The organism is Pseudomonas farsensis (assembly GCF_014268805.2).
GTDB classification, from domain to species: Bacteria; Pseudomonadota; Gammaproteobacteria; order Pseudomonadales; family Pseudomonadaceae; genus Aquipseudomonas; species Aquipseudomonas farsensis.
In genome coordinates this window covers 20,629-43,275 of sequence record NZ_JABWRF020000001.1, presented here as the reverse complement: position 1 = coordinate 43,275, position 22,647 = coordinate 20,629, and the positions used below count along the sequence as shown (strand labels likewise).

The window sequence follows — 22,647 nt, the reverse complement described above, 5'->3', positions numbered from 1 at the left end:
TTTTTCCGCCATTTTTCCTTTGTGATAGTTGTTCCACCTTCCTTTGTTGCGCTAAATCGCCGTCCTGTAAGGGTTTTCCTTATGAACGTACCTTGACGGTGTACCGGGCGGATTCCTATAGTGTGCGCAAGTGGCAGAAAGTGGGATGAAGTGGGTTTTCTGGCACAAAAAAGCTAATATTGTGGGGAATCGCAGCCGTGTTTCGCGGAGCCAACGCCGTCAGCCTCGATGCAAAAGGCCGTCTCGCCATGCCGAGCCGGTATCGTGACGAGCTCGATTCGCGTTGCAACAGCCAGCTGATCGTGACCATTGACGCTGTCGATCCCTGCTTGTGTGTCTACCCGCTCGACGAGTGGGAACAGATTGAAGCCAAGTTGCGCGCCTTGCCGTCGTTGCGTGAGGAAAACCGTCGCCTGCAGCGTTTGCTGATTGGCAACGCGGTGGACCTGGAGCTCGACGGCAGTGGTCGTTTCCTGGTGCCGCCCCGCCTGCGTGAGTACGCCAAGCTCGACAAGAAGGCGATGCTGGTGGGGCAACTGAACAAATTTCAGTTGTGGGATGAGGATGCCTGGAACGCGGTTTCGGCAGCTGATCTTGCAGCTATCCAACAACCGGGCGCCATGCCCGACGATTTGCGTGACCTGATCCTGTGACCATAGATAGCGGCTTCAACCACATCACCGTCCTGCTCGACGAAGCCGTCGAGGCATTGGCCCTGCGCGCCGACGGTTGCTATCTGGACGGCACCTTCGGCCGGGGCGGCCACAGTCGGCTGATTCTCAGCAAGCTGGGGCCGCAAGGGCGCTTGCTTGGGTTCGACAAGGACCCACAGGCGATTGCCACAGGGCAAGCGCTGGCGGCCGAAGACGGCCGCTTTGTCATTGTGCAGCGCAGCTTTGCCGAGCTCGGTGACGAGGTGCGCCAGCGGGGGCTGCACGGCAAGGTCAGTGGCGTGCTGCTCGACCTGGGTGTGTCCTCCCCGCAGCTGGACGACCCGGAGCGCGGCTTCAGTTTCCTAAATGACGGCCCGCTGGACATGCGCATGAACCCCGACCAGGGCATCAGCGCTGCCGAGTTCATCGCCACCGCCCCGGCCGAAGAAATCGCCCGTGTGTTCAAGCAATACGGCGAAGAGCGCTTTTCTGGCCGCATGGCCCGCGCTGTCGTGGAGCGCCGCGAAAAGCAGCCGTTCACTCGCACCGCCGACCTTGCCGAAGTGCTCAAGGTTGCCAACCCTGCCTGGGAAAAGGGCAAGAACCCGGCTACCCGTGCGTTCCAGGGTCTGCGTATTCACGTCAACAACGAGCTGGGCGACCTTGAGGCCGGCCTTGAGGCTGCGCTGGATTCGCTCGAAGTGGGCGGTCGCCTGGCGGTGATCAGCTTCCATTCGCTCGAAGACCGCATCGTCAAGCTGTTCATGCGCAAGCTGGTCAAGGGCGAGGCGGACAACCTGCCGCGCAACCTGCCGGTGCAGCACAAGGTGTTCGAGCCAAAAATCAAACTGATCGGCAAGGCGCAGTTCGCCTCGGATGCCGAGCTTAAAGCCAACCCGCGGGCGCGCAGCGCCGTCATGCGTGTGGCGGAGAAGCTTCGGTGAGCCGGCTTTTTGCCAAACCTCTACCAGGCGGAAGCTTCCTGATGCTTCTGCTGTTCGTTGGCGTCCTCGGGTCGGCCATTGCGGTGTCTTATAGTGCCCACTGGAACCGCCAACTGCTCAACACTCTGTACGGCGAACTCAACGAGCGCGACAAGGCCCAGGCCGAGTGGGGCCGACTGATTCTCGAGCAAAGTACCTGGACCGCCTCCAGCCGCATCGAAAGCCTGGCCTCCGAGCAACTGCGCATGCGCGTACCGGCCGCTGACGAAGTGCGGATGGTGGCGCCATGATGAAGCTTGAAGGCGCACTCTACCCCTGGCGCTTCCGGGTGGTGGTCGGCTTGTTGGCAATCATGGTCGGCGCCATCTGCTGGCGCATCATCGACCTGCAGGTGGTCGACCGCGACTTCCTCAAAGGCCAAGGCGATGCCCGCAGCCTGCGCCACATCCCGATTCCTGCGCACCGCGGGCTGATCACTGACCGTAACGGCGAGCCGCTGGCGGTCAGTACCCCGGTGACTACCTTGTGGGCCAACCCCAAGGAAATGCAGGCCTCCAAGGAACGCTGGCCGCAGTTGGCCGCAGCGTTGGGGCAAAACGCCCAGCAACTGACCGAGCGTCTTACCCAGCAGGCTGGCAAAGAGTTTATCTATCTGGTTCGTGGCCTGACTCCTGAGCAGGGCCAGCACGTGCTCGACTTGAAAGTGCCTGGCGTGTACGGCCTGGAAGAATTCCGCCGTTTCTACCCCGCCGGCGATGTCACGGCCCATATGGTCGGCTTTACCGACCTGGACGACCATGGTCGCGAAGGGGTTGAACTGGCCTACGACGAGTGGCTGGCCGGTGTGCCCGGCAAGCGGCAGGTCATCAAGGACCGGCGCGGCAGGCTGATCAAGGACATCCAGGTAACCAAAAACGCCAAGGCCGGAAAGACCTTGGCGTTGTCGATAGACCTGCGCCTGCAATACCTGGCCACCCGCGAGCTGCGCAACGCCATTGCCGAGCAGGACGCCAAGGCCGGTAGCCTGGTGATCATGGACGTCAAGACCGGCGAAGTGCTGGCCATGGTCAACCAGCCCACCTACAACCCGAACAACCGCCGCAGCATGTTCCCGGCGGCCATGCGCAACCGGGCGATCATCGACGTGTTCGAGCCAGGCTCGACGGTCAAGCCGATCTCCATGAGCGCCGCCCTTGAGAGCGGCCGCTGGAAACCGACCGACAAGGTCGAGGTGTATCCGGGCAGCCTGCAGATCGGCCGCTACACCATCAAGGACGTGTCCAAGAGCGAGGGCCCGATCCTCGACCTGACCGGCATCCTGATCAACTCCAGTAACGTCGGCATGAGCAAGATCGCCTTCGATATCGGCGGCGAAGCCATCTACCGGGTCATGGCTCAGGTGGGCCTTGGTCAGTACACCGGCCTGGGCTTCCCGGGCGAGCGCGTTGGCAACCTGCCCAACCACCGCGAGTGGCGCAAAGCCGAGACCGCGACACTTTCGTATGGCTATGGCGTGTCGGTAACCGCCTTGCAACTGGTACACGCCTACGCCGCGCTGGCCAACGACGGCAAGATGGTGCCGCTGTCGATCCTCAAGGTCGACAAGGCGCCGGAAGCCACCCAGGCCATCCCCAAGGAAACCGCCGAGACCGTGCAGGGCATGCTGCAACAGGTGATCGAAGCGCCGCGCGGGGTGTTCCGTGCGCAGGTGCCGTTCTATCACGTGGCCGGTAAGTCCGGTACCGCGCGTAAAGCCACCGTCGGTTCCAAGGGTTACACCGAAAACGCCTACCGCTCGCTGTTTGCAGGCTTCGGCCCGATGAGCGACCCGCGCTACGCCATCGTCGTGGTCATCGACGAGCCGGGCAAGGGTGGCTACTTCGGCGGCCTGGTTTCGGCCCCGGTGTTCAGCAAGGTCATGTCGGGCACCCTGCGTCTGATGAACGTGCCGCCTGACAACCTGCCGCCGCCGTCGACCGAGCAAGCCACCACACTACCCGCCAACGGAGGGCGTGGATAATGACGATGCCACTGAGCAAGCTGTTTGCCCATGCCAGCCGCGACCCGCTGATCCGCGAACTTACGCTGGATAGTCGCCAGGTGCGTCAGGGCGACCTGTTCCTGGCCGTGCCCGGCGCCAAGGTCGATGGCCGCGAGCATATTGCCGACGCGCTGTCCCGTGGTGCTGCTGCCGTCGCCTATGAAGAGCAGGGCGCCCATGTGCTGCCGCTCACCGATGTGCCACTGATTCCGGTCAAGGGCCTGATCGGCCAGCTGTCGCAGATCGCCGGGCGCTTCTATGGCGAGCCCAGCCGGCAGTTGAACCTGGTAGGCGTAACCGGCACCAACGGCAAGACCAGCGTCACCCAGCTGGTGGCCCAGGCGCTCGATGTGCTCGGCCAGCGCTGCGGCTTGATCGGCACCTTGGGCACCGGTTTTTATGGCGAGCTGCAAAGTGGCCGCTTGACCACCCCCGACCCGATTGCCGTACAGGCCACGCTCAACGATCTGAAAAAGGCCGGCGCCAAGGCCGTAGCCATGGAAGTATCGTCACACGCGCTGGAACAGGGCCGTGTGGCTGCGCTGGAATTCGACATCGCGGTGATGACCAACCTGTCGCGCGATCACCTCGATTACCACGGCAGCATGGAGGCCTATGAGGCCGCCAAGGCCCGCCTCTTCGCCTGGCCGAGCCTGAAGTGCCAGGTGGTCAACCTGGATGACGCGTTCGGTCGCCGCCTGGCCAGTGTTTTTGCTCATCGCCCGATTGGCGACCATATCGAGACGCGCCTGCTCAGCTACAGCCTGGAGAACCCGGACGCGTCGTTGTTCTGCCGTGAGGCGCAGTTCAGCGACGATGGCGTGTGCGCCACCCTGGTGACTGCGCAAGGTGAGCGTGCCCTGCGCAGCCAGCTGCTCGGCCGCTTCAACCTGAGCAATATGCTGGCCGCCGTCGCCACCCTGATGGCGCTGGACTATTCGCTGGACGAAATTCTCAAAGTCACCCCGCAGCTGCAGGGCCCGGTTGGCCGTATGCAGCGCCTGGGCGGTGGCGACAAGCCGTTGGTGGTGGTCGATTACGCCCACACCCCCGACGCACTGGAAAAGGTGCTCGAAGCCCTGCGCCCGCACGCCCACGGCAAGTTACTGTGCCTGTTCGGCTGTGGTGGCGACCGCGACAGCGGCAAGCGTCCCTTGATGGCCGAAGTGGCCGAGCGCCTTGCTGATCGCGTAATGGTCACCGATGACAACCCGCGTAGCGAAGACCCGCAGCGCATTTTCGACGATATCCGCCCAGGCTTGCGCCAGCCTGCTGCGGTTGCCTTCGTTGCCGGCCGTGGCGATGCCATCGCGCAACTGATTGCCAGCGCCAGTGCCGACGATGTGATCGTCCTGGCTGGCAAAGGGCATGAGGATTACCAGGAGATCAATGGCCAGCGCCATGACTTCTCCGATCTGGTCGAGGCCGAAAAAGCCCTTGCTGCCTGGAGCGCACCCCATGCTTAAGCCCCTGACGCTCAGCGAGCTGACCACAGCACTGGGTGCCCGCCTGGTAGGCCGCGATGCGCGCTTTACCGGCGTCAGTATCGACAGCCGCAGCGTGGCCGCCGGGCAGCTGTTCGTTGCCCTGGCTGGCCCGCGTTTCGATGGCCATGACTACCTGGCTGATGTGCAGGCCAAGGGCGCTGTTGCAGCGTTGGTCGAGCGCGAAGTCGAAGGCGTCGACTTGCCGCAGTTGCTGGTTGCTGACTGCCGTATCGCCCTGGGGCAACTCGGTGCACTCAACCGCGCAGGCTTCGACAAGCCAGTGGTCGCCATCACCGGCTCCAGCGGCAAGACCACGGTCAAGGAGATGCTCGCCTGCATCCTGCGCACCCGTGGCCCGGTACATGCCACCCGTGGCAACCTCAACAACGACTTGGGCGCACCGCTGACGCTGCTCGAAATCGCCCCCGAGCACAGCGCTGCCGTGATCGAACTGGGTGCCTCGCGCATTGGCGAGATTCGCTACACCGTCGGCCTCACCCTGCCGCAGGTAGTGATCATCAACAACGCCGGTACCGCCCATGTTGGCGAGTTCGGCGGCCCGGAAAAAATCGTCGAGGCCAAGGGCGAAATCCTTGAAGGCCTGGGCGAGGGCGGCACGGCCATCTTGAACCTGGCCGACAAGGCCTTCGAGGTCTGGCGCACGCGTGCGGGCAGCCACCGCATTGTCAGCTTTGCGCTGGACAACCCGCAGGCCGACTTCCACGCCACCGACATTGGCCGTGACGCCCGTGGTTGCCCGTCGTTTACCCTGCACAGCCCAAGTGGCAGTGTGCCGGTGCAGTTGAACCTGCTCGGCACCCATAACGTCAGCAATGCGTTGGCCGCCGCTGCCGCTGCCCATGCCGTTGGTCTGAGCCTGGCTGGTATCGCGGCAGGGCTGGGCGCGGTGCAGCCGGTCAAGGGCCGTACGGTGGCACAGATCGCCCCGAGCGGTGTGCGGGTGATCGATGACAGCTACAACGCAAATCCCACGTCCATGTGCGCGGCTATTGATATACTCGCCGGCTTTTCCGGGCGCACCGTTCTGGTGCTCGGGGACATCGGCGAGCTGGGGCAATGGGCCGAGGAAGGCCATCGCCAGGTTGGCGATTACGCCCGTGGCAAGGTCGATGTGCTGTACGCGGTGGGTACCAACATGGCCCACGCGGTGAGCGCATTCGGTGCCAATGGCCGCCACTTCACTACTCAGGCTGAGCTGATCGACGCTGTTTGCGCCGAAACTGCCAGCGATACCACTATCTTGATCAAGGGTTCGCGCAGCGCTGCGATGGAAAACGTCGTGGCGGCTTTGTGCGGTTCCAGCGGGGAGAAACATTAATGCTGCTGCTGTTGGCTGAGTATCTGCAACAGTTCCACAAGGGCTTTGCGGTCTTCCAGTACCTGTCGCTGCGCGGCATCCTGGGGGTGCTTACCGCACTCTCGCTGTCGCTGTGGCTTGGCCCCTGGATGATCCGTACCCTGCAGATCCGCCAGATCGGTCAGGCCGTGCGTAACGACGGCCCGCAATCGCACCTGTCCAAGTCGGGCACCCCGACCATGGGCGGCGCACTGATTCTTTCGGCCATCGCCATCAGCACCCTGCTGTGGGCCGACCTGTCCAACCGCTATGTGTGGACGGTCCTGATCGTCACCCTGCTGTTCGGCGCCATCGGCTGGGTAGACGACTACCGCAAGGTCATCGAGAAGAACTCCCGTGGCCTGCCGAGCCGCTGGAAGTATTTCTGGCAGTCGGTGTTTGGCCTGGGGGCGGCGATCTTCCTCTACAAGACCGCCCCGACCAGCGTCGAAACCACGCTGATCGTGCCGATGCTCAAAGACCTGACCATCCCGTTGGGTGCAGGCTTCGTGGTGCTGACCTACTTCGTCATCGTCGGCTCCAGCAACGCGGTCAACCTGACCGACGGCCTCGACGGCCTGGCGATCATGCCAACGGTGATGGTCGGCGGCGCGCTGGGCATCTTCTGCTACCTGTCGGGTAACGTGAAGTTCGCCGAATACCTGCTGATCCCGTACGTGCCGGGCTCGGGCGAGCTGATCGTGTTCTGCGGCGCACTGATTGGCGCCGGGCTTGGCTTCCTGTGGTTCAACACCTACCCCGCGCAAGTGTTCATGGGCGACGTCGGTGCCCTGGCGCTGGGCGCTGCGCTCGGCACCATCGCGGTCATCGTGCGCCAGGAAATCGTGCTGTTCATCATGGGCGGGGTGTTCGTGATGGAAACCCTGTCGGTGGTCATCCAGGTGGCTTCGTTCAAGCTCACCGGCAAGCGGGTTTTCCGCATGGCACCGATTCACCACCATTTCGAACTCAAGGGCTGGCCTGAGCCACGTGTGATCGTCCGCTTCTGGATCATCACCGTGATTCTGGTGCTGATCGGCCTTGCCACCCTGAAACTGAGGTAGACGAGCGTGTCACTGATCGCTTCCGACCAATTCCGCATCGTTGTCGGCCTCGGCAAGAGCGGCATGTCCCTGGTTCGCTTCCTGGCGAGCCGGGGCATTGCCTTTGCCGTCGCCGACACCCGCGAGCAGCCGCCGGAACTGGATACCCTGCGCCGTGATTACCCGCAGGTGGAAGTGCGCTGTGGTGAGCTGGACGTCGAGTTCCTCTGCCGCGCCAATGAACTGTATGTGAGCCCGGGCCTGGCGGTGGCCACCCCGGCTCTGCAGCAGGCTGCCGCGCGCGGCGTCAAGCTGTCCGGCGATATCGACCTGTTTGCCCGTTACGCCAAGGCGCCCATCGTTGCCATCAGCGGCTCCAATGCCAAGAGCACCGTCACCACCCTGGTCGGCGACATGGCGGCCAAGGCCGGCAAGCGCGTGGCCGTGGGCGGCAATATCGGCACGCCGGCGCTGGACCTGCTCGATGACAGCGTCGAACTGTATGTGCTCGAGCTTTCCAGCTTCCAGCTCGAAACCACCGACCAGCTCAACGCCGAAGTGGCCACCGTACTGAATATCAGCGAAGACCACATGGACCGCTACAGCGGTCTGCCGGCTTATCACCTGGCCAAGCACCGGATTTTCCGGGGTGCCCGGCAGGTGGTGGTCAATCGCCAGGACGCTCTGAGCCGGCCGCTGCCGGTCGAAGGCATTCCGTGCTTCACCTTTGGCCTCAACGCCCCTGACTTCAAGGCCTTCGGCCTGCGTGAAGTCGACGGGGAGAAATACCTGGCCTTTGAATTCCAGGCGCTGATGCCGGTGCGTGAGCTGAAAATTCGTGGCGCCCACAACCAGAGCAATGCCCTGGCGGCGCTAGCGCTGGGCCATGCTGCCGGCCTTGCTTTCGAGCCCATGCTTGAAGCCCTGCGCGAGTTCAAGGGCCTGGCCCACCGTTGCCAGTGGGTTCGCGAGCATAACGGCGCGGGCTGGTATGACGATTCCAAAGCCACCAACGTGGGTGCGGCCCTGGCTGCCATCGAAGGCCTGGGCGCTGATATCCCGGGTCAGTTGGTGCTGATCGCCGGTGGTGATGGCAAAGGTGCCGACTTCGCTGCCCTGCGTGAGCCTGTGCGTAAGCACTGCCGTGCTGTGGTGCTGTTGGGGCGCGATGCCGAACGTCTGGCCGAAACCCTCGATGGCGCCGTGCCTCTGGTACGCGTACAGACCCTGGCCGAGGCCGTGCAGCGCTGCGCAGAGCTGGCCCAGCCGGGCGATGCCGTGTTGCTGTCGCCGGCCTGCGCCAGCCTCGACATGTTCAAGAACTTCGAAGAACGCGGGCGCCTGTTCGCCCAGGCTGCGGAGGGGCTGGCATGATTTTCGGCATCTTCAAGCCTTACCCGTCGCCGCTGATCAGCGGCCGTGGTGTAGACCTCGACTTCCCGCTGCTGGCCGGTTGCCTGGCGCTGCTCGGCCTGGGCCTGGTGATGATCACCTCGGCGTCCTCGGAAGTGGCTGCGGTGCAGTCCGGCAACCCGCTGTATCACATGTTCCGCCACCTGGTGTACGTGGTGCTCGGCCTTGGCGCCGGGGTAATGACCATGTTCGTGCCGATCGCCACCTGGCAGCGTATGGGCTACCTGATGCTGATCGGCGCTTTCGGCCTGCTGGTGATGGTGTTGATCCCCGGCATCGGCCGCGAAGTGAACGGTTCGATGCGCTGGATCGGCTTTAGCTTCTTCAACGTGCAGCCTTCGGAAATCGCCAAGGTGTTCGTGGTGATCTATCTGGCCGGCTACCTGGTGCGCCGTCAGACCGAGGTGCGCGAGAGCTGGATGGGCTTCTTCAAGCCGTTCATCGTGCTGTTGCCGATGGCTGGCCTGCTGCTGATGGAGCCTGACTTCGGCGCCACCGTGGTCATGATGGGGGCGGCGGCTGCCATGCTGTTCCTGGGGGGCGTCGGGTTGTTCCGCTTCTCGCTGATGGTGGTGCTGGCGGTGGTCTCGGTGGTGGTGCTGGTACAGGCACAGCCTTACCGGATGGCGCGTCTGATCACCTTCACCGACCCCTGGTCGGATCAGTTTGGCTCGGGCTACCAGTTGACCCAGGCGCTGATTGCCTTCGGCCGCGGCGAGTGGCTGGGCGTGGGCCTAGGCAACAGCGTGCAGAAACAGTTCTACCTGCCCGAGGCACACACCGACTTCGTGTTCTCGGTGCTGGCCGAAGAGCTCGGGGTGGTCGGCTCGCTGCTGACCATCGGCCTGTTCGTGTTCGTCACCATTCGTGCGCTGTACATCGGCTTGTGGGCCGAGAAAGCCAAACAGTTCTTTGCCGCCTACATGGCCTTTGGCCTGGCGTTCCTGTGGATCGGCCAGTTCCTGATCAACATCGGCGTGAACGTCGGCCTGCTGCCAACCAAGGGCCTGACCCTGCCGTTCCTCAGCTACGGGGGCAGTTCGCTGGTCATTTGCTGCGCCTGCGTGGGGTTGTTGCTGCGTATCGAGTGGGAAAGCCGCACGCACCTTGGCAGCGAAGAACACGAATTCAAGGAGAGCGATTTTGCCGAGGAGACCAATCATGGCCGCTGATGGCAAGAACGTACTGATCATGGCGGGCGGTACCGGTGGCCACGTGTTCCCGGCCCTGGCCTGCGCCCGTGAGTTCCAGGCGCGCGGCTACACCGTGCACTGGCTTGGCACCCCACGCGGCATCGAAAACGAACTGGTGCCCCAGGCGGGGCTGGCGCTGCACCTGATCCAGGTCACCGGCCTGCGCGGCAAGGGCAAGCTCTCGCTGCTCAAGGCGCCGTTCACGCTGGTCAAGGCCGTGCTGCAAGCCCGGCGTATCGTGCGCGAGCTCAAGCCGGTCTGTGTGGTCGGCTTTGGTGGCTACGTCACCGGCCCCGGCGGCCTGGCTGCGCGGCTGTGCGGCGTGCCGTTGGTGATCCACGAGCAGAACGCCCGCGCCGGCACCACCAACCGCCTGCTGCTGCCGTTCGCTGCCCGGGTATGTGAAGCCTTCCCGGCCACGTTTGCCGCCAGCGAAAAACTGCGCACCACCGGCAACCCGGTCCGCCCGGAGCTGTTCATGGACGCCCAGCGCGCGCCGCTGGCCGAGCGCCGTGCACGCCTGCTGGTGATGGGTGGCAGCCTGGGCGCGGAACCATTGAACAAATTGTTGCCTAAGGCCCTGTCTGAAGTGCCGGCAGCGCTGCGCCCCGAGGTGTTTCACCAGGCTGGCAAGCATCACGCACCGGCTACCGCCGAGCGTTATCAGCAAGCCGGTGTCGAGGCGCAGGTCGAGCCGTTCATCAAGGACATGGCGCACGCCTATGGCTGGGCAGACCTGGTGGTCTGCCGCGCCGGTGCGCTGACTGTCAGTGAACTGGCCGCCGCTGGCTTGCCGTCGATGCTGGTGCCGTTGCCCCACGCCATCGACGACCACCAGACCCACAACGCCCAATACCTGGCTCACGAGGGCGCTGCCTTCCTGATGCCACAAGCGACAACTGGCGCAGCGCAACTCGCTGAACGCCTGAACGAGGTGCTGATGCAACCCGAGAAACTCAACGCCATGGCTGGCACTGCCCGCCGCCTGGCCAAACCTGCTGCAACCAGCACCGTGGTCGATATCTGCCTGGAGGTGGCCCATGGTTGAGAGCCAGAAAGCCATGCCGCAACCCAAGATGGGCCGTATCCGCCGCATCCACTTCGTCGGTATCGGCGGCGTGGGCATGTGCGGTATCGCCGAAGTGCTGCTGAACCTGGGCTATGAAGTGTCAGGTTCCGACCTCAAGGCCTCGCCGGTTACCGAGCGCCTGGAGTCGTTTGGCGCCGAAATCTTCGTCGGCCACCGCGCCGAGAACGCGGCCAGCGCCGATGTGCTGGTGGTGTCGAGCGCGATCAACCCGGCCAACCCGGAAGTCGCCACTGCGCTTGAACGCCGCATCCCAGTGGTGCCGCGTGCCGAGATGCTCGCCGAACTGATGCGCTATCGCCATGGTGTGGCGGTTGCCGGTACCCACGGCAAGACCACCACCACCAGCCTGCTGGCCTCGGTGTTTGCCGCAGGTGGACTGGACCCGACCTTCGTCATCGGTGGCCGCCTGACCGCTGCGGGCACCAATGCCCAGCTGGGCACCAGCCGCTACCTGATTGCCGAAGCCGATGAAAGCGACGCCAGCTTCCTGCACCTGCAGCCGATGGTCGCCGTGGTTACCAACATCGACGCCGACCACATGGCAACCTACGAAGGCGACTTCAACAAGCTGAAGAAAACCTTCGTCGAGTTTCTGCACAACCTGCCGTTCTATGGCCTGGCGGTCATGTGCCTGGACGACCCGGTGGTGCGCGAGATCCTGCCGCAGGTCAAGCGTCCGACGGTCACCTATGGCTTTAGCGAAGAGGCCGACATTCGCGCCATCAACGTGCGCCAGCAGGGCATGCAGACCTACTTCACGGTACTGCGCCGCGACTGCGAGCCGCTTGAGGTGTCGGTGAACATGCCTGGCAACCACAACGTGCTCAATGCGCTGGCGACCATCGCCATCGCCACCGACGAAGGCATCAGCGACGAAGCGATCGTGCAGGGCCTGTCGGGCTTCCAGGGTGTGGGTCGACGTTTCCAGGTGTACGGCGAGCTGCCTGTCGAAGGCGGCAGCGTGATGCTGGTGGACGACTACGGCCACCACCCGACCGAAGTCGCTGCAGTGATCAAGGCCGTGCGTGGCGGCTGGCCGAGCCGGCGCCTGGTGATCGTCTACCAACCGCACCGCTACAGCCGCACCCGCGACCTGTACGACGATTTCGTGCAGGTGCTCGGCGATGCCAACGTGCTGCTGCTGATGGAGGTCTACCCGGCCGGCGAAGAGCCGATCCCGGGCGCCGACAGCCGTCAGCTGTGCCACAGCATCCGCCAGCGCGGCAAGCTCGACCCGATCTACATCGAACGCGGCGCCGAACTTGCGCCGTTGGTGCAACCGCTGCTGCGTGCCGGCGACATCCTGCTTTGCCAGGGCGCCGGTGACGTGGGCGGCCTTGCCCCGCAACTGATGAAAAGCCCGCTGTTTGCAGGCGCCAAGCAGGAGAAGCCGCTGTGACCCAGGCCTACGACAAACTTCACTCCGTCCTCGACGTCAAGGCCTTTGGCCGCGTCGGCGTGCTGTACGGCGGCAAGAGCGCCGAGCGTGAGGTGTCGCTGAAATCGGGTGCTGCAGTGATCGAGGCACTGACCAGCGCCGGTGTCGACGTGGTTGCCATCGATGTCGGCGACGACCTGCTCGAGCGCCTGCAACGCGAGAAAATCGACCGCGCGTTCATCATTCTGCATGGTCGCGGCGGCGAAGACGGCAGCATGCAGGGCCTGCTGGAGTGCCTTGGCATTCCCTATACCGGCAGCGGCATCCTTGCCTCGGCCCTGGCCATGGACAAGCTGCGCACCAAGCAGGTGTGGCAGAGCCTGGGTATTCCGACCCCGCGTCACGCGGTATTGGCCAGCGAGCACGATTGTGTTCAGGCCAGCATGGAACTGGGCTTCCCGTTGATCGTCAAACCCGCCCATGAAGGTTCAAGCATCGGCATGGCCAAGGTGAACAGCGAGCAAGAGCTGATCGCCGCCTGGAAAGACGCCGCCAATTACGATTCGCAAGTGCTGGTCGAGCAATGGATTCACGGCCCGGAGTTCACCATTGCCGTGTTGCGCGGCCAGGTACTGCCGCCAATCGCGCTGGGCACCCCGCATTCGTTCTACGACTACGACGCCAAGTACATCGCCAATGACACCCAGTACCGCATCCCGTGTGGGCTGGACAGTGCCAAGGAACAAGAACTGATCGACCTGACCGCGCGAGCCTGTGATGCCGTTGGCATCGAAGGCTGGGGCCGGCTGGACGTGATGCAGGACGAGCAGGGCCGGTTCTGGCTGCTCGAAGTCAACACCGCACCAGGCATGACTGACCATAGCCTGGTACCGATGGCGGCCCGCGCGGCCGGCCTGGACTTCCAGCAGTTGGTGCTGGCGATCCTGGCCGACAGCGTTGCGACGCGAGGTTAACCAGCCATGCAAGGCGCGATGATACGTCAGCAGCAACCCGTACCCGGCCGTAGCAAGCCGGTGCCGCGTGGTGCCAGCCGACTGGCGGCCGATGAGCCGGTATCGGCGCGCCTGCCAAGGCCTGGCCTGGGTGGCCTCAAGCGCCTGCTGTGGCCGGTGCTGCTGGTGGCGGCAGGCTTTGGCGCTTATGAAGGGGCTGTGCGCCTGATGCCGTACGCCGACCGCCCGATCACCAAGATCGCCGTGCAGGGCGACCTCAGCTACATCAGCCAGCAGGCGGTGCAGCAGCGGATTGCCCCTTACGTGGCGGCGAGCTTCTTCACCGTGGACCTGACGGCCATGCGTGTGGAGCTTGAGCAGATGCCCTGGATCGCCCACGCCGAAGTACGCCGGGTGTGGCCGGACGAGGTGGTGGTGCGCCTTGAAGAACAGTTGCCGGTGGCGCGCTGGGGCGATGAAGCCTTGCTCAACAACCAGGGCCAGGCCTTCACCCCGCGTGAGCTGGCCAACTACGAGCACCTGCCGCAGCTGTTCGGGCCGCAGCGGGCGCAACAGCAAGTCATGCAGCAGTATCAGGTATTGAGCCAGATGCTGCGCCCCATGGGCTTTTCCATCGCGCGCCTTGAGCTGCGCGAGCGGGGCAGCTGGTTCCTGACCACTGGCGCAGGCAGCGCCGGGCCGGGCATCGAGCTGTTGCTGGGGCGCGACCATCTGGTGGAGAAGATGCGCCGTTTCATTGCCATTTACGACAAGACGCTTAAAGACCAGATCACCAATATCGCCCGCATCGATCTGCGTTATTCCAATGGCCTGGCCGTTGGTTGGCGGGAACCGATTGCACCGACGACGGCCCAACCCGCCGTTGCGAAGAATTAGAGAGAGGCAGGACCATGGCAAACGCGCATAGCGGCAAAATGATCGTCGGGCTCGACATTGGCACCTCCAAGGTGGTGGCACTGGTCGGCGAAGTCGGCGAAGACGGCACCCTGGAGATCGTTGGTATCGGTACCCACCCATCGCGCGGCCTGAAGAAGGGCGTGGTGGTGAATATCGAGTCCACCGTGCAGTCGATCCAGCGCGCCGTGGAAGAGGCCCAACTGATGGCCGGCTGCCGCATCCACTCGGCGTTCGTCGGCGTGGCCGGCAACCACATCCGCAGCCTCAACTCCCACGGCATCGTCGCCATCCGCGACCGTGAAGTGAGCATGGCCGACCTTGAGCGCGTACTTGACGCCGCCCAGGCCGTGGCCATCCCGGCTGACCAGCGGGTGCTGCACACCCTGCCGCAGGACTACGTTATCGACAACCAGGAAGGCGTGCGTGAGCCACTGGGCATGTCGGGCGTGCGCCTTGAGGCCAAGGTGCACGTGGTCACCTGCGCGGTCAATGCGGCGCAGAACATCGAAAAATGCGTGCGCCGCTGCGGCCTCGAAATCGACGACATCATTCTCGAGCAACTGGCTTCGGCCTATTCGGTATTGACCGATGACGAGAAAGAACTGGGCGTGTGCATTGTCGACATCGGTGGTGGTACCACCGATATCGCCATCTTCACCGAAGGCGCCATCCGCCACACCGCGGTCATCCCGATTGCCGGCGACCAGGTCACCAACGACATCGCCATGGCCCTGCGCACACCCACGCAGTACGCCGAGGAAATCAAGATTCGCTACGCCTGCGCCCTGGCCAAACTGGCCGGCGCCGGTGAAACCATCAAAGTGCCAAGCGTGGGTGACCGCCCACCGCGCGAGCTGTCCCGCCAGGCCCTGGCCGAAGTGGTAGAGCCGCGTTACGACGAGCTGTTCACCTTGATCCAGGCCGAGCTGCGTCGCAGTGGCTACGAAGACCTGGTCCCGGCCGGCATCGTCCTGACGGGCGGCACCGCCAAGATGGAAGGCGCCGTCGAGCTTGCCGAAGAAATCTTCCACATGCCGGTACGCCTGGGCGTACCACACAGCGTTCGGGGGCTGAGCGACGTGGTGCGCAACCCGATCTATTCCACCGGCGTGGGCTTGCTCACCTACGGCCTGCACAAGCAGTCCGAAGACCTGCCCCTGACCGGCAACAGCAGCAGCAACAGCTATGGCGATGAACCGAAGGCCCCGGTGCTTGAGCGTCTCAAGCGTTGGGTTCAGGGCAACTTCTAAGTTTCAAAGCAGTAGTGGTAGGCGCGACAACTAGAGAACTGTAAGGAGAGGGAAAATGTTCGAGCTCGTAGACAACGTCCCGCAAAGCCCGGTCATCAAGGTGATCGGCGTCGGCGGTGGTGGCGGCAACGCCGTTAACCACATGGTCAAAAGCAACATTGAAGGCGTCGAGTTCATCTGCGCCAACACCGATGCCCAGGCGCTGAAGAATATTGGTGCTCGCACCATTCTGCAGCTGGGTACCGGCGTGACCAAAGGCCTGGGTGCAGGCGCGAATCCAGAAGTCGGTCGTCAGGCCGCGCTGGAAGACCGTGAGCGCATCGCTGAAGTGCTGCAAGGCACCAACATGGTCTTCATCACCACCGGCATGGGTGGCGGTACCGGTACCGGTGCTGCGCCGATCATCGCCGAAGTGGCCAAGGAAATGGGCATCCTCACCGTTGCGGTGGTGACCCGTCCGTTCCCGTTCGAAGGCCGCAAGCGCATGCAGATCGCCGATGAAGGCATCCGTATGCTGGCGGACAGCGTCGACTCGCTGATCACCATCCCCAACGAGAAGCTGCTGACCATCCTGGGCAAGGATGCAAGCCTGCTGTCCGCCTTCGCCAAGGCTGACGACGTGCTGGCCGGTGCCGTGCGCGGTATCTCCGACATCATCAAGCGCCCAGGCATGATCAACGTCGACTTTGCCGACGTGCGCACCGTGATGAGCGAAATGGGCATGGCGATGATGGGGACTGGTTGCGCCAGCGGCCCGAACCGCGCTCGCGAAGCCACCGAAGCGGCAATCCGCAACCCGCTGCTCGAAGACGTCAACCTGCAGGGCGCCCGCGGCATCCTGGTGAACATCACCGCAGGTCCTGACCTGTCGCTGGGTGAGTACTCCGATGTGGGTAGCATCATCGAAGCCTTCGCCTCCGACCACGCGATGGTCAAGGTCGGCACTGTGATCGACCCCGACATGCGCGACGAGCTGCACGTTACCGTTGTGGCCACGGGCCTGGGTGCGCGCATCGAGAAGCCGGTCAAGATCGTCGACAACACCCTGCAGACCGCTCAGCAGGCGTACGAGGCCTCTAACCCGGCCCCGGCTCGCCAGGAGCAGCCAGCAGTCAACTACCGTGACCTCGAGCGCCCGACTGTAATGCGCAACCAGGCCCACGCCGGTGCTGCCGCAGCGGCCAAGCTGAACCCTCAGGATGACCTGGACTACCTGGATATCCCGGCATTCCTGCGTCGTCAGGCCGATTAATGGAATTTATCAGGGGTATAGGGGTGATTGGTATTCAGCAAAGGTCGGGTCTGTTATTATCCCCAGCCTTTGTTGATACCTGTTCGCAATTTGCGCTGAAGCGGCCAATGCCATGATTAAACAACGCACCCTGAAGAATACCATCCGTGCCACAGGTGTCGGTCTGCACTCTGGGGAGAAGGTCTACCTGACCCTCAAGCCTGCGCCTGTGGACACCGGCATCGTCTTCCGTCGCGCCGACCTCGACCCTGTGGTCGAAATTCCGGCGCGCGCGGCCAATGTTGGCGAGACCACCATGTCCACCACGTTGGTCAACGGTGACGTCAAGGTTGATACGGTCGAGCACCTGCTTTCCGCCATGGCGGGCCTGGGCATCGATAACGCCTACGTCGAGCTCTCCGCCTCGGAAGTGCCGATCATGGATGGCAGCGCCGGTCCCTTTGTATTCCTGATCCAATCGGCAGGCCTGGAAGAACAGGACGCTGCCAAGAAGTTCATCCGTATCCTGCGTGAAGTAACAGTGGAGGAGGGCGACAAGCGCGCCACTTTCCTGCCTTTCGAAGGGTTCAAGGTGAGCTTCGAGATCGACTTCGATCACCCGGTCCTCAAGGGCCAGACCCAAAGTGCAGTCGTAGACTTCTCCAGCACCTCGTTCGTCAAGGAAGTCAGCCGCGCCCGCACCTTCGGTTTCATGCGTGACATCGAGTACCTGCGCAAGCACAACCTTGCGCTGGGCGGCAGTGTTGAAAACGCCATCGTCGTCGACGAAACCGGTGTGCTCAACGAAGACGGCCTTCGTTCCGATGACGAATTCGTCAAGCACAAGATTCTCGACGCCATCGGCGATCTTTATCTGCTGGGCAACAGCCTGATTGGCGAGTTCAAGGGCTACAAGTCCGGCCACTCGCTCAACAACCAGCTGCTGCGCAAGCTGATCGCAGAAACCGACGCCTGGGAAGTGGTTACATTCGAAGATGCCAGTACGGCACCGATCTCCTACATGCGCCCTGTTGCGGCTGTGTAAGTTCGAACACTCTCTAGTTGATCAAGGCCACCTTCGGGTGGCCTTTTATTATGTGCGCGCTTCAGCTGAAACGGAAAAAGTCCAGGTAGCTGAAGTCACGGGCGGTGATCACCATTCCAGTGACGTAATCGCCCTGTTCGGCTTTGAACGACACATTTTGATGCGCGCCGTTGATGGGCAGTACCTCGGATTGCCCGAGGAGCTTTTGGCCGGGGCCGTAGAACCTCACCTCGCCTCGCTGGCTAATCCATGTCCAGCTGAACTCCACATTGGAGTACTCCCCTTTGAGTTCAATTGTAACTTCCTGCTCGGGCAGGTTGGCCGCAACGTTGCGGTTCAAGGCCAGGCCCTGACCTTCGAGTTTTCCGTCAACCGAAAGTGTGTGTGTTTGAATGCCCACGTCGTTGGTTGAGGTGGGGGGCAGCGATATGATTAGTGCACCTTGATCGAGCGTCTCGCCGGGTTTGACGATGCCGCCGAGGCTGTCTTCGAAGTCTTCATGCATGTTGGCGGGGTAGATACGGATGTCATCGAACCAAAAGTCGGCGCTTTCTCCACTACCCACGCTGTCACTACCAATTAAGGCCAGCATTTGTGGGCCGTCTTTCGCTACGAAGTCCGTTCTGATCACGTGCCATTCGCGGTCGTATAAGGGGGTCGCGCTCCCCAAAGGGATTTCATCCATACGCCAGGTTATTGACGGGTATTTGGCTTGATCATTGACGCGCCTGACTCTGATGGATACGCGGTATTTCTCGTTGGCAACTAATTGGGTGAGCTTTTTTTCCAGGATCTTTCCTTGTAGGTTACCCATAGGGCGGAAGAACGCATAATAGTTTCCATTCTCTTCGCCCAGGGCGAGTGCTTGGCCATTGGCGCCTTTGACCCAGTCATTCCATGGGTCAGTAGAAGACTCGAATGAGGTGTAATCGCAATATTGGGTCATGAAACTCGCTCCGTAAGGGGGGTACGAGCCCATTCGAGCATTTTGGAGTGGGAGGTAAAACTGGCAAAACTATCAGGTAGGCGAGGGTGACGCTTCAGCCTGTTGACCCAGGCTTGAGGTTGGCATGAGCAGCCAACCTTTCAAGCGCCGCACGCAGCTTCGGGTCACTGATCCCCTCCGCTGAGCCGCGAATCTCCTGCGCTGCACGCTCCGAAAGCGCCGGCCCATGCCCTTCGCGTTTGGCGGGCACCAGCGGCGGCTGCACCTTGAACAGAATGCGCGTGAGGTTGGCGAAGGCGTCCATCTCAAGTAGCTGGCGCTGCAGGCGCTTCTGCTGGTAGCGCAGCCGGGTGGCCCAGTGGCCGTCGGTCACCACCAGCAGCAGAGTGCCTTCTTTCCACGAGGCCACATGGCAGTGCTCGCGGGCAGCCGGTTGCAGCTGGCTCTCCAGCAGGCGCTGCAAGTGCTCCAGGCGTTCAGCCTGGTTGAGCATCAGGCGCAGCGGCCGCGCTTTGCGCAGCAGGGCGGCAGGAGGGCTGGCGGAGGGAGGTTTGTAGGCCATGGGGGTCGCAGCTGGTTACAAGATCGGCAGTCTAACAGATGGGCTGCCGTGTATATCAGGCCTCACCGCCAGGGCTGCCCGGCGGCACTGATGCAAGTCACGGCTGCAACGTTTCATGTGCACATACCTTGAACTTGGGGGAAAAGCCCCTATCTTAGTCAGGCCCCATAAATACGCTGTGCCAGTATCGTGGAAATCCACCACTTTCCTCACCATCGTTTCCGGGTAGAATGCTCGTTCGCATGCGGCCTCTGGGCTGCACGGGCGACTCATGGGGCCGCCCTCCATCCCTACGTGTGGAAGATCCTGCCGATATGTTTGCGCCTTTGTTAAAAAAACTTTTTGGAAGCAAGAACGAGCGTGAAATCAAACGCATGCTCAAGACGGTCAGCGCCGTCAATGCCTTCGAAGAGAAGATGGTGGCCCTCTCGGACGAGCAACTGCGGGGCAAGACCGCAGAGTTCAAAGAGCGCCTGGCCAAAGGCGAAACCCTCGACCAGCTGCTGCCTGAAGCCTTCGCCGTGGCCCGTGAGGCCGGCAAGCGTGTCATGGGCATGCGCCACTTCGACGTCCAGTTGATCGGCGGCATGACCCTGCACGAAGGCATGATCGCAGAAATGCGTACCGGTGAAGGCAAGACCTTGGTCGGTACCCTGGCTGTGTACCTGAACGCGCTGTCCGGCAAAGGTGTGCACGTGGTCACGGTCAACGACTACCTGGCCCGCCGCGACGCCAACTGGATGCGCCCGCTGTACGAATTCCTTGGTCTGAACCTGGGTATCGTCTCGGCCTTCCAGCCGCCTGAAGAAAAACGCGCTGCCTACGCTGCCGACATCACCTACGGCACCAACAACGAATTCGGTTTCGACTACCTGCGCGACAACATGGCGTTCAGCCAGGAAGAGAAGTTCCAGCGCGAGCTGAACTTCGCCGTGATCGACGAAGTGGACTCCATCCTCATCGACGAAGCGCGTACCCCGCTGATCATCTCCGGCCAGGCCGAAGACAGCTCCAAGCTGTACATCGAGATCAACCGCCTGATCCCGCGCCTGACTCAGCACATCGAAGAGGTCGAAGGCCAGGTTACTCAGGAAGGCCACTACACCATCGATGAGAAGAGCCGCCAGGTCGAACTCAACGAAGCCGGTCACCAGTTCATCGAAGACATGCTCACCCAGGCCGGCCTGTTGGCCGAGGGCGAAAGCCTGTATTCGGCGCACAACCTGGGCCTGCTGACCCACGTCTACGCCGGCCTGCGCGCGCACAAGCTGTTCCATCGCAATGTCGAGTACATCGTCCAGGACGGCCAGATCCTGCTGATCGACGAGCACACCGGCCGTACCATGCCGGGCCGTCGTCTGTCCGAAGGCCTGCACCAGGCCATCGAGGCGAAAGAAAACCTGAACATCCAGGCCGAAAGCCAGACCCTGGCGTCGACCACCTTCCAGAACTACTTCCGTCTGTACAACAAGCTGTCCGGCATGACCGGTACCGCCGACACCGAAGCGTTCGAATTCGCCCAGATCTACTCGCTCAACGTGATGGTCATCCCGCCTAACAAGCCGTTGGCGCGCAAGGACTTCAACGACCTGGTGTACCTCACCGCCGATGAGAAGTACGCCGCGATCATCGCCGACATCAAAGAGAGCATGACCCTGGGCCGCCCGGTACTGGTCGGTACTGCGACCATCGAAACCTCCGAGCACATGTCCAACTTGCTCAAGAAGGAAGGCATCGAGCACAAGGTCCTGAACGCCAAGTACCACGAAAAAGAAGCCGAGATCATCGCCCAGGCCGGTGCGCCGGGTGCGCTGACCATCGCCACCAACATGGCAGGCCGTGGTACCGACATTCTGCTGGGTGGTAACTGGGAGGCCGAAGTCGCCGCCCTGGACAACCCGACCCCTGAGCAGATCGCCCAGATCAAGGCCGACTGGCAAAAACGTCACCAGCAAGTGCTGGAGGCCGGTGGCCTGCATGTGATCGCCTCCGAGCGCCACGAATCGCGCCGTATCGACAACCAGCTGCGTGGTCGTGCCGGCCGTCAGGGCGATGCCGGTTCCAGCCGCTTCTACCTGTCGCTCGAAGACAGCCTGATGCGCATCTTCGCCTCTGACCGGGTGAAGAACTTCATGAAGGCCCTGGGCATGCAGTCCGGTGAAGCCATCGAACACCGCATGGTCACCAATGCCATCGAAAAAGCCCAGCGCAAGGTCGAAGGCCGCAACTTCGACATTCGCAAGCAGCTGCTCGAATACGATGACGTGGCCAACGAACAGCGCAAAGTCATCTACCACATGCGCAACAGCCTGCTGGCGGCCGAGAACATTGGCGACACCATCGCCGAGTTCCGCAAGGAAGTGCTCGACGCCACCATCAGCCAGCACATCCCGCCGCAGTCGCTGCCTGAGCAGTGGGACGTGGCCGGCCTCGAGGCTTCGCTGGCCAGCGACTTCGCCATGAAGCTGCCGATCCAGCAGTGGCTCGACGAGGACGATCACCTCTACGAAGAGACCCTGCGCGAGCGCCTGCTGAACGAAATCACCACCGCTTACACCGAGAAGGAAGACCAGGCCGGCATCGACGCCCTGCGTACCTTCGAGAAGCAGATCCTGCTGCGTGTGGTCGATGACCTGTGGAAAGACCACCTGTCGACCATGGACCACCTGCGCCACGGTATTCACCTGCGCGGCTACGCCCAGAAGAACCCCAAGCAGGAGTACAAGCGCGAGTCGTTCACCCTGTTCCAGGAACTGCTCGAGTCGATCAAGCGCGACACCATCCGCGTGCTGTCGCACGTTCAGGTACGCCGCGAAGACCCGGCCGAGGAAGAAGCCCGTCTGCGCCGCGACGCCGAAGAGCTGGCCAGCCGCATGCAGTTCGAGCACGCTCCGGCACCAGGCCTTGAAACCGACGCGCTGGCCGAAGAGGGCGCCGAAGTCGCCGTCGCCGCAGCACCGGTACGCAACGACCTGAAACTGGGCCGTAACGAGCCGTGCTGGTGCGGTTCGGGCAAGAAGTTCAAGCACTGCCACGGCCAGATCGAGTGATCTGAACCCGGTTTGAAACATCCCGGGGCCGAATCGCGGCCCCTTCGCGGCACAAGGCCGCTCCTACAGGGCATTGCAATACACCTGTAGGGG

At 62.7% G+C, this 22,647-nt stretch carries 19 protein-coding genes; 17 read left to right on the top strand and 2 right to left on the bottom strand.

What is annotated here, in order from left to right:
* Window positions 1-197 precede the first annotated feature (197 nt).
* From mraZ to lpxC, 16 genes are all read left to right on the top strand, one after another.
* Complete coding sequence (gene mraZ, locus HU719_RS00200; protein WP_186518742.1) at window positions 198-653, top strand: division/cell wall cluster transcriptional repressor MraZ; 456 nt, start codon at window positions 198-200, stop codon at window positions 651-653.
* Complete coding sequence (gene rsmH, locus HU719_RS00195; protein ID WP_437179633.1) at window positions 650-1,597, top strand: 16S rRNA (cytosine(1402)-N(4))-methyltransferase RsmH; 948 nt, start codon at window positions 650-652, stop codon at window positions 1,595-1,597. Before mraZ ends, rsmH begins: the two co-directional genes overlap by 4 nt.
* Window positions 1,594-1,887, top strand: a complete 294-nt coding sequence (gene ftsL / locus HU719_RS00190) for a cell division protein FtsL (protein WP_186518740.1) — start codon at window positions 1,594-1,596, stop codon at window positions 1,885-1,887. The genes rsmH and ftsL overlap by 4 nt, the downstream gene beginning before the upstream one ends.
* Window positions 1,887-3,617, top strand: a complete 1,731-nt coding sequence (locus tag HU719_RS00185) for a peptidoglycan D,D-transpeptidase FtsI family protein (RefSeq protein ID WP_186518817.1) — start codon at window positions 1,887-1,889, stop codon at window positions 3,615-3,617. The genes ftsL and HU719_RS00185 overlap by 1 nt, the downstream gene beginning before the upstream one ends.
* The gene (gene murE / locus HU719_RS00180; protein WP_186535826.1) at window positions 3,617-5,104 is read left to right on the top strand and encodes a UDP-N-acetylmuramoyl-L-alanyl-D-glutamate--2,6-diaminopimelate ligase; all 1,488 of its coding nucleotides are present in this window, start codon (window positions 3,617-3,619) and stop codon (window positions 5,102-5,104) included. Before HU719_RS00185 ends, murE begins: the two co-directional genes overlap by 1 nt.
* Window positions 5,097-6,464, top strand: coding sequence for a UDP-N-acetylmuramoyl-tripeptide--D-alanyl-D-alanine ligase (locus tag HU719_RS00175; protein ID WP_186518736.1), 1,368 nt, complete (start codon window positions 5,097-5,099; stop codon window positions 6,462-6,464). The genes murE and HU719_RS00175 overlap by 8 nt, the downstream gene beginning before the upstream one ends.
* The gene (mraY, locus tag HU719_RS00170; protein WP_186518734.1) at window positions 6,464-7,546 is read left to right on the top strand and encodes a phospho-N-acetylmuramoyl-pentapeptide-transferase; all 1,083 of its coding nucleotides are present in this window, start codon (window positions 6,464-6,466) and stop codon (window positions 7,544-7,546) included. Before HU719_RS00175 ends, mraY begins: the two co-directional genes overlap by 1 nt.
* Window positions 7,547-7,552: 6 nt before the next feature.
* Window positions 7,553-8,899, top strand: a complete 1,347-nt coding sequence (gene murD / locus HU719_RS00165; protein ID WP_186518732.1) for a UDP-N-acetylmuramoyl-L-alanine--D-glutamate ligase — start codon at window positions 7,553-7,555, stop codon at window positions 8,897-8,899.
* Window positions 8,896-10,110: a putative lipid II flippase FtsW gene (ftsW, locus tag HU719_RS00160; protein WP_189659867.1), complete on the top strand. Its 1,215-nt coding sequence runs from the start codon at window positions 8,896-8,898 to the stop codon at window positions 10,108-10,110. Before murD ends, ftsW begins: the two co-directional genes overlap by 4 nt.
* A complete protein-coding gene (murG, locus tag HU719_RS00155; protein ID WP_186518730.1) occupies window positions 10,100-11,179 on the top strand; it encodes an undecaprenyldiphospho-muramoylpentapeptide beta-N-acetylglucosaminyltransferase in 1,080 nt (359 codons plus the stop codon). Before ftsW ends, murG begins: the two co-directional genes overlap by 11 nt.
* Window positions 11,172-12,620, top strand: coding sequence for a UDP-N-acetylmuramate--L-alanine ligase (gene murC, locus HU719_RS00150; RefSeq protein WP_186518727.1), 1,449 nt, complete (start codon window positions 11,172-11,174; stop codon window positions 12,618-12,620). Before murG ends, murC begins: the two co-directional genes overlap by 8 nt.
* Window positions 12,617-13,573 (top strand): D-alanine--D-alanine ligase, encoded by a 957-nt coding sequence (locus HU719_RS00145; protein WP_186535827.1) that lies wholly within the window; start codon window positions 12,617-12,619, stop codon window positions 13,571-13,573. The genes murC and HU719_RS00145 overlap by 4 nt, the downstream gene beginning before the upstream one ends.
* 6 nt (window positions 13,574-13,579) lie before the next feature.
* Entirely contained in the window at window positions 13,580-14,449 is an 870-nt protein-coding gene (locus HU719_RS00140) for a cell division protein FtsQ/DivIB (RefSeq protein WP_186518723.1), read from the top strand.
* A 14-nt stretch (window positions 14,450-14,463) separates the two neighbouring features.
* Complete coding sequence (ftsA, locus tag HU719_RS00135) at window positions 14,464-15,720, top strand: cell division protein FtsA (protein WP_186518722.1); 1,257 nt, start codon at window positions 14,464-14,466, stop codon at window positions 15,718-15,720.
* Window positions 15,721-15,775: 55 nt separating this feature from the next.
* Window positions 15,776-16,972: a cell division protein FtsZ gene (ftsZ, locus tag HU719_RS00130; protein ID WP_186518720.1), complete on the top strand. Its 1,197-nt coding sequence runs from the start codon at window positions 15,776-15,778 to the stop codon at window positions 16,970-16,972.
* Between the two features lie 112 nt (window positions 16,973-17,084).
* Complete coding sequence (gene lpxC, locus HU719_RS00125; RefSeq protein ID WP_186518717.1) at window positions 17,085-17,996, top strand: UDP-3-O-acyl-N-acetylglucosamine deacetylase; 912 nt, start codon at window positions 17,085-17,087, stop codon at window positions 17,994-17,996.
* Window positions 17,997-18,057: 61 nt separating this feature from the next.
* On the opposite strand, the gene HU719_RS00120 is transcribed toward lpxC, so the two are convergent.
* Both HU719_RS00120 and HU719_RS00115 read right to left on the bottom strand, forming a co-directional pair.
* Window positions 18,058-18,942 (bottom strand): hypothetical protein, encoded by an 885-nt coding sequence (locus tag HU719_RS00120; RefSeq protein ID WP_186535828.1) that lies wholly within the window; start codon window positions 18,940-18,942, stop codon window positions 18,058-18,060.
* A 94-nt stretch (window positions 18,943-19,036) separates the two neighbouring features.
* Window positions 19,037-19,504, bottom strand: coding sequence for a DUF721 domain-containing protein (locus HU719_RS00115; protein ID WP_186518713.1), 468 nt, complete (start codon window positions 19,502-19,504; stop codon window positions 19,037-19,039).
* A 314-nt stretch (window positions 19,505-19,818) separates the two neighbouring features.
* Between HU719_RS00115 and secA the strand changes: the two genes are divergently transcribed.
* Window positions 19,819-22,554, top strand: a complete 2,736-nt coding sequence (gene secA / locus HU719_RS00110) for a preprotein translocase subunit SecA (RefSeq protein WP_186535829.1) — start codon at window positions 19,819-19,821, stop codon at window positions 22,552-22,554.
* Window positions 22,555-22,647: the final 93 nt, after the last annotated feature.